14 protein-coding genes and 1 pseudogene are annotated in these 13,164 nt (G+C 63.3%); 11 read left to right on the top strand and 4 right to left on the bottom strand.

All coding sequences use genetic code 11. The annotated features are described in order from the left end of the window. The first annotated feature begins 473 nt into the window (after positions 1-473). The 10 genes and pseudogenes from EN859_RS22050 to EN859_RS22095 all read left to right on the top strand — a co-directional run bounded on the left by EN859_RS22050 (position 474) and on the right by EN859_RS22095 (position 8,973). The gene (locus EN859_RS22050) at positions 474-1,457 is read left to right on the top strand and encodes a hypothetical protein (protein ID WP_127854972.1); all 984 of its coding nucleotides are present in this window, start codon (positions 474-476) and stop codon (positions 1,455-1,457) included. A gap of 75 nt (positions 1,458-1,532) precedes the next feature. Beyond that, a complete protein-coding gene (locus tag EN859_RS22055) occupies positions 1,533-2,459 on the top strand; it encodes a histone deacetylase family protein (protein ID WP_127854971.1) in 927 nt (308 codons plus the stop codon). Between the two features lie 3 nt (positions 2,460-2,462). Continuing rightward, entirely contained in the window at positions 2,463-2,714 is a 252-nt protein-coding gene (locus EN859_RS22060; protein WP_127854970.1) for an exodeoxyribonuclease VII small subunit, read from the top strand. 46 nt (positions 2,715-2,760) lie between these two features. After that, positions 2,761-3,027 carry a DUF2277 domain-containing protein gene (locus EN859_RS22065; protein WP_127854969.1) on the top strand — a complete coding sequence of 89 codons (267 nt, stop codon included), beginning with the start codon at positions 2,761-2,763 and terminating at the stop codon, positions 3,025-3,027. Positions 3,028-3,102: 75 nt separating this feature from the next. Beyond that, positions 3,103-4,023, top strand: coding sequence for a pirin family protein (locus EN859_RS22070; RefSeq protein ID WP_127854968.1), 921 nt, complete (start codon positions 3,103-3,105; stop codon positions 4,021-4,023). Positions 4,024-4,087: 64 nt separating this feature from the next. Further along, a complete protein-coding gene (gene dxs, locus EN859_RS22075; protein ID WP_189502152.1) occupies positions 4,088-6,028 on the top strand; it encodes a 1-deoxy-D-xylulose-5-phosphate synthase in 1,941 nt (646 codons plus the stop codon). Positions 6,029-6,183: 155 nt separating this feature from the next. After that, complete coding sequence (locus tag EN859_RS22080) at positions 6,184-6,474, top strand: hypothetical protein (protein ID WP_127854966.1); 291 nt, start codon at positions 6,184-6,186, stop codon at positions 6,472-6,474. Positions 6,475-6,522: 48 nt separating this feature from the next. Then, positions 6,523-7,302 carry a TlyA family RNA methyltransferase gene (locus EN859_RS22085; RefSeq protein WP_127854965.1) on the top strand — a complete coding sequence of 260 codons (780 nt, stop codon included), beginning with the start codon at positions 6,523-6,525 and terminating at the stop codon, positions 7,300-7,302. Then, positions 7,299-8,540, top strand: a complete 1,242-nt coding sequence (locus EN859_RS22090; RefSeq protein WP_127854964.1) for a class I SAM-dependent RNA methyltransferase — start codon at positions 7,299-7,301, stop codon at positions 8,538-8,540. Before EN859_RS22085 ends, EN859_RS22090 begins: the two co-directional genes overlap by 4 nt. Positions 8,541-8,638: 98 nt before the next feature. After that, positions 8,639-8,973, top strand: a pseudogene (locus EN859_RS22095) (antitoxin Xre/MbcA/ParS toxin-binding domain-containing protein). Positions 8,974-9,042: 69 nt separating this feature from the next. Here the strand turns inward: EN859_RS22095 and EN859_RS22100 are convergent. From EN859_RS22100 to EN859_RS22115, 4 genes are all read right to left on the bottom strand, one after another. Next, positions 9,043-9,432, bottom strand: coding sequence for a type II toxin-antitoxin system VapC family toxin (locus EN859_RS22100; protein WP_127854963.1), 390 nt, complete (start codon positions 9,430-9,432; stop codon positions 9,043-9,045). Continuing rightward, complete coding sequence (locus EN859_RS22105; RefSeq protein WP_127854962.1) at positions 9,419-9,694, bottom strand: AbrB/MazE/SpoVT family DNA-binding domain-containing protein; 276 nt, start codon at positions 9,692-9,694, stop codon at positions 9,419-9,421. The genes EN859_RS22100 and EN859_RS22105 overlap by 14 nt, the downstream gene beginning before the upstream one ends. A gap of 88 nt (positions 9,695-9,782) precedes the next feature. Then, positions 9,783-11,195 (bottom strand): metalloprotease TldD, encoded by a 1,413-nt coding sequence (tldD, locus tag EN859_RS22110; RefSeq protein ID WP_127854961.1) that lies wholly within the window; start codon positions 11,193-11,195, stop codon positions 9,783-9,785. A gap of 146 nt (positions 11,196-11,341) precedes the next feature. Then, on the bottom strand, positions 11,342-11,872 hold the full coding sequence (locus tag EN859_RS22115; protein WP_127854960.1) for an invasion associated locus B family protein: 531 nt from the start codon (positions 11,870-11,872) through the stop codon (positions 11,342-11,344). 376 nt (positions 11,873-12,248) lie between these two features. On the opposite strand from EN859_RS22115, the gene coxB reads away from it, so the two are divergent. Further along, positions 12,249-13,136: a cytochrome c oxidase subunit II gene (gene coxB, locus EN859_RS22120; protein WP_245525660.1), complete on the top strand. Its 888-nt coding sequence runs from the start codon at positions 12,249-12,251 to the stop codon at positions 13,134-13,136. Positions 13,137-13,164: the final 28 nt, after the last annotated feature.

Here is a 13,164-nt window from a genome sequence, read left to right on the forward strand (position 1 = left end):
CAAGACGGATTACGGAAGTGCGGTAGCCAACCCGCGAATAAGAGCATGATCGACCGTCGTCTCAAGGGCTCATCCCGTCCCCGTGCTGTCCATCAACGGCAAACATCCTGTGGCAAAGACATGGGGCGGAAAAGTTCATCTACCACGCTTGACCACGGTCATAAGAGCTATGTGGCTGGGCAACGGCCCAACGCCCGACTCTAGACAAGGATAGCCCAAGACGGATTACGGAAGTGCGGTAGCCAACCCGCGAATAAGAGCATGATCGACCGTCGTCTCAAGGGCTCATCCCGTCCCCGTGCTGTCCATCAACGGCAAACATCCTGTGGCAAAGACATGGGGCAGAAAAGTTCATCTACCACGCTTGACCACGGTCATAAGAGCTAGCAGCGTCATGCCTCGCAGTGTCGACGATTGACAACCGCCGGCTTCAGTTCATCCTCTGCGACCATCTCTTGGGGGAGATTCGGGGCATGTGGGATTTCCAGATCGGCCGGTCGGTGTCCATCATGGTGCGGACATGGCCCTTTATCGTCTTTCGCATGATCGTCTATTTCGGCATCACCCTGGCCTACATCGTGGCGACCGGCACCGGCGCCAGCGTCGGTTATGGCGTCGGCCATATTTCCACCGATCCCGACGGCCCGTTGTCGTTTGCCCTGTGGGGCGGCGTGGTCGGAGTCGGCATCGTGTCGATCGCCGTCTACTGGATCCGCGAATATATCCTCTACATCGTCAAGGCCGGCCATATCGCGGTGATGGTCCATCTGATCGACGGCCAAGACGTTCCCGGCGGCCAGGACCAGATCTCCTACGCCAGGGATGTCGTGACCCAGCGTTTCGCTGAGGCCAACATCCTTTTCGTCGTAGACCAGTTGGTCAAGGGCGCCATCCGCGCCATCACCGGCCTGATCGGCGGCATTGCGGCGTTCCTGCCCATTCCCGGGCTCAGCGGCCTTGTCAGCTTCATCAACACGGTGATCCGCCTATCGCTGACCTATGTCGACGAGATCATTCTCGGCTACAACATCCGCATCAATTCGGCTTCGCCGTTCGAGACGGCGCGGCAGGGCGTCGTGCTCTACGCACAGAACGGCAAGACCATGGTCAAGAACGCCGTCTGGCTGGCGCTCATCATGTGGGGCGTGTCCTTCGTCATCTTCCTGCTGATGCTCGCGCCTGCCGGCGCCATCCTGTATGTCATGCCGGGGCAGCTCGGCGGCTGGGCCTTCGTGCTGGCCATCGTCTTCGCCTGGGCCTTCAAGGCGGCCTTCATCGAACCCTTCGCCATTGCTTCGCTGATGCAGGTCTATTTCAAGACCATCGAGGGCCAAGTGCCGGATCCGGACTGGGACCGGCGGCTGGCGGAGGCATCCTCGAAGTTCCGGGATCTCAGGGACAAGGCGCTGACCTCGCTCGGTGGCTCGCGCTGGACCCAGCCTTCGCCCAGCACCTGACTAAACCCTGTTGAACATCATGCGAGCGAGGCGTGAAAATATGGTCAAAGCGGCCGGGTGCGCCTATATCGGGGCATGGTCACAAGGCTTTACACCCATCCGATCTTCTTGGAGCACATAACCCCGCCCGGTCATCCGGAGCGGCCCGACCGCTTGCGCGCCATCGAACGAGCGCTCGACGACGAGGCCTTTGCGGGCCTCGATCGGGTCAAGGCACCGCAGGGTGACGAGGCGACCATTCTCTACGCACACCCGCAGGAATTCGTCGCGCATGTCCGCGCCGCTATTCCCGAGACTGGCATCGTCAGCATCGATGCCGACACCAGCGCCAGCCCGAAAAGCTGGCAGGCAGCTCTGACGGCGATCGGCGCCGCCAATGCCGCCGTCGACGACGTCTTCGATGGCCGCGCCGACAACGTCTTCGTTGCCGCCCGTCCGCCCGGCCATCATGCCGAAAAGACCACGGCGATGGGCTTCTGCCTCTTCAATACCGCTGCGATCGCGGCGCGCTACGCGCAACGGAAGCATCAGGCCGAGCGCGTCGCCATCGTCGACTGGGACGTGCATCACGGCAACGGCACGCAGGACATCTTCTGGGAAGATCCGTCGGTGCTCTACTGCTCGACGCATCAGATGCCGCTCTATCCCGGCACCGGAGCTGTGGGCGAAACCGGCGCCGGCAACATCGTCAACGCGCCGCTGGCGCCGCAGACCGGCAGCAAGGTCTTCCGCGACGCCTTTCTGTCGCGCGTCTTGCCGGCGATCGACAATTTCGTGCCCGACCTCATCATCATTTCCGCCGGCTTCGACGCGCACCACCGGGATCCGTTGGCCCAAATCAACCTGACCGAGGACGATTTCGACTGGGCCACCGGCCAGCTGTTGCAGCGTGCCGGGCGCCACAGCGACAACCGGGTCGTCAGCCTGCTCGAGGGCGGCTACGATCTGCAGGGATTGGCATTTTCAGTCGCCGCCCATGTCGGGCGGCTGATGAAAGGATAGACGATGGCTGGCGAATTGAACGAAGACGTCAAGGCGATGAGCTTCGAGCAGGCGCTCGACGCGCTGGAGAAGATCGTCGATGATCTGGAGCGCGGCGACGTACCGCTCGATCAGTCGATCCGCATCTACGAGCGCGGCGAGGCGCTGAAGGCGCATTGCGACCGGCTGCTGAAGGCGGCCGAGGACAAGGTCGAGAAGATCAGGCTGTCGCGTGACGGCAAGCCGGTGGGGACAGAGCCGCTGGACGCGGAATAAAATTAAGCCAAGCGCGTAAAAGGCGAGATAAGGAGGCTCGGAAGCGATGTGCCGAAACATCAAGACCCTGTTCAATTTTGATCCGCCGGCAACTGATGAGGAGATCCGCGACGCGGCGCTTCAATTCGTCCGCAAGCTGAGCGGATCGACCCGGCCCTCGAAGCGAAATCAGGAGCCATTCGACCGCGCCGTCGATGCCATTGCTGCATCGGCGCGCGAACTTCTCGATTCCCTCGAAACCACGCATCATCCGCGCAATCGCGAGGAAGTGGCGGCCAGGGCGCGTGAAAAAGCGGCGATCCGCTTCGCCTGATGCCCGGTTCGTGTCGTCTGCTGCCCGATCCGCTTGCCTGATGCGACGCGCGTTGCCCATTGACAAGGAGATCCCTTGAGCTTCTTCCCCGGAAACGATCCGCAGATGGGCGATGCCTTCGCCAGCGACCAGATCGAATTGATGGTCATTCCGAACGCCAAGGACATTGGCGGCTTCCAGGTTCGCCGCGCCTTGCCGACCGCCAGGCGCCGGCTGGTCGGACCCTTCATCTTCTTCGACCGCATGGGTCCGGCAATTTTGCGGGCCGGCCAGGCGCTCGATGTGCGGCCGCATCCACATATCGGCCTGTCGACCGTGACCTATTTGTTCGACGGCAAGATCAGGCATCGCGATTCGCTCGGCACCGAAATGGTCATCCAGCCCGGCGACGTGAATTTGATGACCGCCGGCCGCGGCATCGTCCATTCTGAACGCACGCCGGAGGAGTTGCGCGGTGCGCCGATGTCGGTCTCCGGCCTGCAGACATGGCTGGCGCTGCCGGACGGCAAGGAGGAGGTCGATCCGGTCTTCGAGAATACGACGGCCCTGCGTCTGCCCGAAATCGACGCCGAAGGCGTCAGCGGCCGCGTCATCATCGGTGCGTTTTCCGGGTTGCGGTCTCCAGTCGCGACTGCCTCGGAAACGCTTTATGCCGACCTCAGGCTGGCGCCGGGCGCCAGCCTGAAAATCCCGGCTGATGCCGAGGAGCGTGCTATCTATACGCTGGAGGGCGAGGTTTCGATCTCCGGCGACCGCTTTCCGGCAGAGCGGCTGCTGGTGTTCCGGCCCGGCGACGAAATTGTCGTGTCCTCGCAGGCTGGCGCCCATTTCATGCTGTTCGGCGGCGCGTCGCTTGGCTCGAAACGCTATATCTGGTGGAATTTCGTCTCATCGTCGAAGGAACGCATCGAACAGGCGAAAGAAGAATGGAAGACAGGCCGCTTCGATATCGTTCCTGGAGACGAAGATGAATTCATTCCACTGCCGGACAATTAGCGTTAGAACCTACCCGCGTCACTGACACGCATTTACATTCGCCGGCCAGCGGCATATTTCGCACATGAATAATAGGCAGGCCATTCCAACAGTGAACGCAAAGCTCCACACGCCACTTCTCGACAAGGTCCGCATTCCGGCCGACCTCAGGACGCTTGACGAAGGTGATCTGCCACGGCTGGCATCAGAGCTTCGCACCGAGCTGATCGACGCCGTATCCCACACAGGCGGACATCTCGGCGCCGGCCTCGGCGTGGTCGAACTGACCATAGCGCTGCACTACGTCTTCAACACGCCGGATGACCGCCTGATCTGGGATGTTGGCCATCAGGCCTATCCGCACAAGATCCTGACCGGCCGCCGCGACCGCATCCGCACGCTGCGGCAGGAGGGAGGCCTTTCCGGCTTCACCCGGCGCGTCGAGAGCGAATACGATCCGTTCGGCGCCGCACACTCCTCAACCTCGATTTCCGCCGGCCTCGGCATGGCGATGGCGCGCGACCTCTCCGGCGGCCGCAACAATGTCATCGCCGTCATAGGCGACGGCGCCATGTCGGCCGGCATGGCCTATGAGGCGATGAACAATGCCGGCGCGCTCGATGCCCGCCTCATCGTCATCCTCAACGATAACGACATGTCGATTGCCCCGCCGACCGGCGCCATGAGCGCCTACCTGGCGCGTCTGGCCTCAGGCAAGGCCTATCTGGGCCTGCGCGATTTCGGCAAGAAGCTGACCTCCTACCTCGGTGAGCGCGCCGATCGCGCCATCAAGCGGGCGGTTGAGCACGCGCGCGGCTACGTCACCGGCGGCACCTTGTTTGAGGAAATGGGCTTTTACCACATCGGGCCGATCGACGGGCACAATCTCGAGCACCTGATCCCTGTGCTGAAGAACGTCCGCGACAATGCCGACGGCCCGGTGCTGATCCATGTCGTCACCCAGAAGGGCAAGGGCTATGGGCCGGCCGAGGCGGCAGCCGACAAATATCACGGCGTCAACAAGTTCGATGTCATCACCGGCGCACAGGCCAAGGCGCCGGCCAACGCTCCAAGCTACACGAAGGTCTTTGCCGAAAGCCTGATCCAGGAGGCCCGGGAGGACGACCGCATTGTCGCCATCACCGCCGCCATGCCGAGCGGCACCGGCCTCGATCTCTTCGGCGAGGCATTCCCGTCGAGGACCTTCGACGTCGGTATTGCTGAGCAACATGCGGTGACTTTCGCCGCCGGTCTCGCAACGGAAGGCTACAAACCTTTCGCCGCGATCTACTCGACTTTCCTGCAGCGCGCCTATGACCAGGTCGTCCACGACGTGGCGATCCAGAAATTGCCGGTGCGCTTTCCGATCGACCGCGCCGGTTTCGTCGGTGCCGACGGTGCGACCCATTGCGGTGCCTTCGACACCACCTTCCTGGCGACACTGCCCGGCTTTGTCGTGATGGCAGCGGCCGACGAGGCGGAACTGCGCCACATGGTGCGCACGGCGGCAAGCTATGATGACGGCCCCATCGCCTTCCGCTATCCCCGCGGCAACGGCGTCGGCGTCGACATGCCGGCACGCGGCTCGGTGCTCGAGATCGGCAAGGGCCGCATCGTCAGGGAAGGCACCAAGGTCGCGCTGCTTTCCTTCGGCACGCGGCTGCAGGACTGCCTGGTGGCGGCCGAGGAGCTCGGCGCGGCCGGGCTTTCCACCACGGTTGCCGACGCTCGTTTCGCCAAGCCGCTCGACGAGGACCTGATCCGGCGGCTGGCCCGCTCGCATGAGGTACTGGTGACGGTGGAGGAGGGCGCGGTCGGCGGTTTCGCCAGCCACGTGCTGCAGTTCCTGGCCCATGAAGGACTGCTGGAAAACGGCCTGAAGGTACGTCCGCTGGTGCTGCCCGACGCCTTCGTCGATCACGCCAAGCCCGAAAAGATGTATGCCGATGCCGGGCTGGACAGCGCTGGCATCGTAGGCACCGTGTTCGTCGCGCTGGGGCATACAGCACAGGCCCAGCTCGCATAGGCTGAATCAAAAACTCAAGCCTCTGAATCGGTTTATCGCCCGACGGGTCGTAACGCATTGTTTACGTTGCCGTTTGGTGCTTTGCTTACCGTGTCCCTTGGCCGTATTTCAACGCCGCCCTGCTAGAAGCTCGTCCAAGCAGGGAGACAACAGCAATGAGAACGCTTCTGTGTGGCGTGGCCCTTGCGGCCGCCATTGTCGCGCCGGCAGCGGCCGAAACGCGCTACGACCGCAACCTCGAAAAAGCCGTGATGGGCATTGTCGCCGGCAGGATGGGCGATATCCGCGGCGGCTTTTCCTACACACAGGTGCCGCAGTTTGTCGTCTTGCCCGATGCCGTGTCGACGGCGTCTGTTCCCGAGCATCCACACAACGAAGTCTCTGGCGACAGCCGCGATGGTCTGGCGCCGGCCGTCGACCGGGAGGTTTCGCGAACCATCTTCTAAACTCGAAGAGTCCTTGCCTTCATCGCCGGCTTTCGCCAATGAAGGCCGATGAATTCCCCTATGCCAGCCAGCGCACGCCAGCGGCTCGACGAATTGCTCGTCCAGCGCGGTCTGTTCGCCAGCCGTTCTCGCGCTCGCGATGCGATCGAGCGCGGCACGGTGACGGTCGATGGCAACCTCGCCCGCAAGCCTGGCCAGAGCGTCTCGCCCGATTGTCTCATCACCATCGACGATCCAGCGCGAGGCTATGTCTCACGCGCGGCGCTGAAGCTGATCGCCGGGCTTGACCATTTCGGTCTCGATCCCGCCGGCAGCGAAGCGCTCGACATCGGCGCCTCGACCGGCGGCTTCACCCAGGTTTTGCTCGAACGCGGCGCCGCGCATGTCACGGCGATCGACGTCGGGCATGGCCAGATGCATCCGGACATCGCCGGCGATCCGCGCGTCACGGTCATCGAGGGCCTCAACGCACGCGACCTTTCGGCCAGGGATATCGGCCGGCGCACTCCGGATTTCATCGTCTCCGATGTCAGCTTCATTTCGCTTAGACTGGCGCTGCCGCCGGCGCTCGCCATTGCCAGGAGCGGCGCCCGCGCCGTGCTTCTGGTCAAGCCACAATTCGAGGCTGGCCGCGAGGCGATCGGCAAGGGCGGTTTGCTGAAAGACCCCTACGATGCGGCGCGTATCGCCGGCCTGCTGCAGGACTGGCTTGATGGCATCCCTGGCTGGCGCACGCTGGGGCTGCATCTGTCGCCGATCGAGGGCGGCGACGGCAACCGCGAGTTCCTGCTTGCCGGGATCAAGGACGCCGGAGTCGGGCTCCGATGAGCGCGCGTTTCACGATCGCGAGACTAGGCTCGCAGGGTGACGGCATTGCTGAAACCGAAGCTGGCGAGGTTTTCATCCCTTTCACGCTGCCCGGTGAAACCGTCACTGCCGCGCGCGAAAAGGACCGCGCCACGCTGATGTCGGTGCTGGAGGCCTCGCCGTTTCGCATAGATCCGGCCTGCCGGCATTTTGGCGTATGCGGTGGCTGCGCGCTCCAGCATCTCGAGACCGAAGCCTATCGCCAATGGAAGCGCGAGAAAGTGGTCCACGCGCTGAAGATCAAGGGCATCGTGTGCGACATTGGCGCCTTGGTGCCGTGCGCGCCGCAGACGCGCCGCCGTGTCGTGTTCTCCGCCCGTCGGACCGAGGCCGGGATGCAGCTCGGCTTCGTTCGCGCGCTGTCGTCTGAAATCATCCCCATTGAGGAATGCCCGATCTCGCTGCCCGAAATCGTCGCCGCGCTCGGCCGTCTGAAGGCGCTCGCCGGATTGATCTGCGCAACGACCAAATCGTTCCACATGACAGTCACGGTGACCGGCTCCGGCCTCGATGTCGCGGTTCACGAGTCCGGCAAGCTCGGCGAGAACCAGCGCCGCGTCGCCTCCAACTTCGTCATCGCCGAGGGTCTGGCAAGGCTTGCGATCGACGGCGAGATTATCGTCGAGCCGAAGAAGCCGGTGGTGCTGTTCGGCGGCGTCGCCGTCGCGGTGCCGCCGGGCGCCTTCCTGCAGGCGACCGCGGCCGCCGAGCAGGCGATGGCCGACATTGTCGGTCGGCATCTCGCGCGCGCCAAGAAGGTCGCCGATCTCTTCGCCGGCTGCGGCAGCTTTGCGCTGCGCCTGGCGGCGAAGTCGGAAGTCCATGCGGTGGAAGGGGATGCGGCAGCGCTTTCGGCGCTCGACCGGGCGTTCCGTTTTGCCAGCGGCCTGAGGCGGGTGACCAGCGAACGCCGCGACCTGTTCCGGCGGCCGCTCACTTTCAAGGAGTTGAATGCCTTCGATGGCCTTGTCTTCGATCCGCCCCGCGCCGGCGCTGAGGACCAATCCAAGCAGATCGCCCGTTCCGACGTGCCGTTTGTCGCCGCGGTCTCCTGCAATCCGGTGACGCTGGCGCGCGACCTGCGCATCCTCATCGACGGCGGCTATGCCCTGAAAAGCGTGACGCCGATCGACCAGTTCCTGTGGTCGCCGCATGTCGAGGCCGTGGCGCTGCTGGAGAAGCCGAAGCGACGGCGGTAAGGCGAGCCGGCAATTCCGGCTGACATCTCTCGTTGAGCTTGAACTGTGCGCGAAATGAGGACATCTTGGCCGTTCATCGAACTGTCCAAGAGAACGCCATGCGCGCCGAGGAGCAGATGCCTACTTCGGCGGGACAGGTCGCTGAATCCCTAGGCGTCAACCTGACCGAACTGGCGGGGCTGATTGGCGTCGAGCGCAACACGCTTGCCGCCAAGACCGGAGCTCGCGAGGTCGACGCAGCACTTGGCCCGATCTTCCGCATTCTGGCGATGGCGGTCGAAATGGCCGGCAATGAGCAGCGCGCGGCGATCTGGTTCAAGCATGAGCCGATCCCGGCTGGGGAGGAAAGACCGCCTACGATCTCGTCCGCAAGGGCAAGACCAACAAGGTGCTTGCCTATCTAGAGGCCGTCGGTTCCGGCATCTATGCCTGAGGCCAGTCTGATCCTGTGGCAGGCCTTCGTGGTTCGCTGAGCGGCATGAGAAAGTTGGCCGGAAGATCCCTATGCTTCTCGCACGCTGCCATGTCCAGCGGCCTTGGCGGCTTTGATGAACTTACGGTCAAAGGTCGCGAAGCCCTCACAGTGGGCGGACTTGCCCAGATGCAGCGCATCGGCGAAATCCATCCCTTTCTCCGCGAGGTCGAGCGCGGACGACACGATCGCTGCGTCCTCCACCTCCACTGTGGGGAGTCCACCAAACGCCCGCAGCGTACGGGCTATTTCGAGCGGCGCGTAATCATAGGTGCTACGCAACACCCATTCGACCTCTAGGATCACCGTGACGGCGACAAAGACCAGCTGGCCATCGATCAGCGCCCGGGCGCGGGGAGACTGCATTGGGGGATCGCCCGTCAGGTAGCGGACGATCAGGTCGGTATCAATCGCGAGCATGGCGACGCCGTGCTTCGGCGAGCACACCGGCATCCATTTCTTCCAGCGTCTTGGGCCTGCCTTTATGGGGCAGGGACCCAAACACCTCTTCTGGCCGTGTCTCGGCGAAGACCGGCGCTGGCTTCAGCAGCACGCCCTCCGGGGTATCCTCGACCAGAAGGCGCGTGCCTGCGTCCCATCCCCTGCGTTTGCGGATCGCGCTAGGCAGGATGACCTGTCCCTTGGTCGAGACGGTAGTTATGAGTTTTCCTGGGGCAGCCATCACTGCTTGTCCCCTTGATGTAAGACAAACGTAAGATAGATGGAGACCGCGCCGAGTTCAAGACTATGAAGCGAGGTATCCGCTCTTATCAAACCCTGGTGCCGCCGACCGTCATCTGGTTCATCCTGAGATGCGGCTGGCCGACGCCGACAGGCACACCCTGTCCGGCCTTGCCGCACATGCCGATGCCGGTGTCGAGCTTCATGTCGTTGCCGATCATCGAAACGCGATGCAAGGCGTCCGGCCCGTTGCCGATCAGCATGGCGCCCTTGATCGGCTGCGTCACCTTGCCGTTCTCGATCATGTAGGCCTCGGTGCAGCCGAACACGAATTTTCCCGAGGTGATGTCGACCTGGCCGCCGCCGAAGGAAACGGCATAGATGCCGTTCTTGACCGAGGCGATGATCTCGTCCGGCTCCATGTCGCCTGATGTCATATAGGTGTTGGTCATGCGCGGCATCGGCTGGTGCGCGTAGCCTTCGCGCCGCCCGTTGCCGGTAGCCTTCATGCCCATCAGCCGGGCGTTCTGGCGATCCTGCATGTAGCCGACCAGCTTGCCGTCGTCGATCAGCACGTTGCGGGCCGAAGGCGTGCCTTCGTCGTCGACCGTCAGCGAGCCGCGCCGCTCGGTCATGGTGCCGTCGTCGACGACGGTGACTCCCTTCGCCGCCACTTGCTGGCCCATCAGGCCGGCGAAGGCAGAGGTCTTCTTGCGGTTGAAGTCGCCTTCCAGCCCATGGCCGACCGCTTCGTGCAGCATGACGCCCGGCCAGCCGCTGGACAGCACGATGTCGAAGGTGCCGGCGGGCGCCGGAATGGCCTCGAGGTTGACCAGTGCCTGCCGCAGCGCCTCCTCGGCCGCATGCTTCCAGCTCTCCTCTACCAGGAATTCGCCAAAACCCTTGCGTCCGCCCATGCCGTAGGAGCCGCTCTCCTGGCGATCACCATTGCCGACCACCACCTGGACGTTGAGACGAACCAGCGGGCGGATGTCGCGCACCACCTGGCCGTCGGCGCGCACGATCTCGACATGCTGCCAGGAGGCGGCGAGCGAGGCTGTCACCTGGCGCACGCGCGGGTCCCTGGCGCGCAGCCAGGCGTCGATTTCCTGAAGCAGCTTGGCCTTGGTCTCGAAGGAGGGCGAGGGGATGGGGTTTTCGTCGCCATAGAGATAGCGGTTGGTGCGGGCGGGCGCCGCGGCAAGCGTGCCGGAGTAACCGCCCTTGACCGTCGAGACGGCATCGGCCGCACGCAGCAGCGATGCTTCGGAAAGATCGCTGGAATGCGCGTAGCCGCTGGCCTCGCCGGCGACGGCGCGCAGCCCAAAGCCCTGGTCGGTGTTGAAGTTGGCGGTCTTCAGCCGGCCATTGTCGAACATCAGCGCCTCGCTCTCGCTGTATTCGAGGAACAATTCGCCGTCGTCGGCGCCGTTGATGGTCTCGGCGACGATCTGCTTGATGCGATCGTCGGAAATGTCGAATTGGCCGATCAGGCTGTTCATAGCGGGTCCGTCCGTGGCAAAGGTGATTGTCCCTGACGATGTAGGCGCGAAGCCGCGCCCAGACAATCGGCAATGACAATTGTCATCACCGGAGGGCCGATCAACAACCGTTTTCGTTGGAAAGGATTTGGGGTTTGGACGCGGTTTCAGGGCAGGGCGGCGAAACCGTCAGCAAAGCCCTTGAGGTCGACGGGAATGCCGATGCCTTCTTCCGGCGTCTGGAAGACGATGAAGGTGGCCGACGTTCCGGTCTTCAGCGTGTCGAGCAGCGGCTTTTCGAGAATGACCTCGGCGTAGCAGCCGTCCTGGAAGCAGCGCACGAAATAGGCGCGGCCGATGTCCTTGCCGTCGACGTTGAGGCCAAGCCCGTTGGGCAGCAGCACGCCGAGCGGCGCCAGCACGCGCAGGATCTCGGCCTTGTTGTCGGCGGTGCGCAGCACGACGACGGAAAGACCCATCTCGGGACGGTCCTCGGCGACGACATTCTGCATCATCACGCATTGTTCGGACGTGGCGCCGGCCGGCGTATCGCAGATGATCGACCACGCCCCATGCGTCGACTTGACCGTGCCGCTTGGCTGCCCGGCGTTGGACAGGCCGATGCCAGACAAGCCGACACCAAATACGGCGGCCAGAAAGATGACCTTCGCCAAGGGTCTCGAAAGCCAAGAGTTCATGACGGCTCCATTGCGAATCACGGCACTTTAAGCCGCGCCAAAGCCAAGTAAAGGACGAGACCGTCGCCGGTCTGCCCCGACGGCGGCGATAATGCGCTTTTCCGTGTCAAATTCGCCCGAATTGCGACCGCTCGGCGCATTGCGCCACGCATTCGGCTGCGATAGAGCCGTCGCCCGGACTGCGATGATCCTCAAGGACGCGCTCACCGCAAAAGCCGCAACGACGCCTGCGCGCAAAAATGCCGCACGGTTTCCTCCGCTCCTTTCTTGCGGAGGCAAATAGAGTATGGTTTGAACCAGCCTCGGGACTGTCCGGGATTCCCGTCCCGGCTTGGTTCGATATTCTTGCGGTTCGATCGCGAGGAACTGGGAGATGATGAGGGCGATGAGAAAATTCCTAGCAAGCGCCAATTTTCTAGCAGGGGCCGCCGCTACAGTCTTCGCTGGTGGATCCGCCCATGCAGCCCAGCCGGCGCCCTGGGAGATAAACTTCCAGCCTGCCGCGACCGACATCATGCGGCAGATCACGTGGTTCGAGCAATACACGCTGTGGTTCGTCGTGCCGATCACGCTTTTGGTGCTGGTCCTTCTCGCCTATTGCATCTGGAAATTCCGCGCCAGCGTCAACCCGACCCCGTCGCGCACCAGCCACAACACGCTGATCGAGGTGATCTGGACCGTTGGACCGGTCGTCATCCTGCTCTGTCTCGCCATTCCCTCGTTCCAGCTGCTGACCTCGCAATACACGCCGCCGGAAGAGGCCAAGCTGACCATCAAGGCGACCGGCAACCAGTGGAACTGGGACTACGAGTACCAGACCGGCGACACGCTTTCCTTCAATTCGGCGATCCTGCCGGATTCTGACCGCGCAGCAGCCGGCAAGGAAGATCGCGCCGTCTATCCGCGCCTGCTTGCCGTCGACAACGAGATGGTGGTGCCGGTCAACACCATGACCCGCGTGCTGGTAACGGCGACCGACGTGATCCACGCCTTTGCCATGCCGTCCTTCGGCATCAAGACCGATGCGGTCCCGGGCCGCATCAACGAGGTCTGGTTCAAGGCCGAGAAGGAAGGCCTCTATTACGGCCAGTGCTCGGAGTTGTGCGGCAAGGACCACGCCTTCATGCCGATCGCGATCCGCGTCGTCTCCGACGCACAGTACAAGGCCTGGGCGGCGGCAGCCAAGAACGACCTCCCCGGCGCCAACAAAGCGCTGATGGCCGAGGTCGACGGCACAAACAAGGTAGCGGCCGCCGGCAACTGATGCCGCGGCCAACAAAGATCAGGGAACG

The organism is Mesorhizobium sp. M00.F.Ca.ET.216.01.1.1 (assembly GCF_004010325.2).
In the GTDB taxonomy this organism is placed as follows: domain Bacteria; phylum Pseudomonadota; class Alphaproteobacteria; order Rhizobiales; family Rhizobiaceae; genus Mesorhizobium.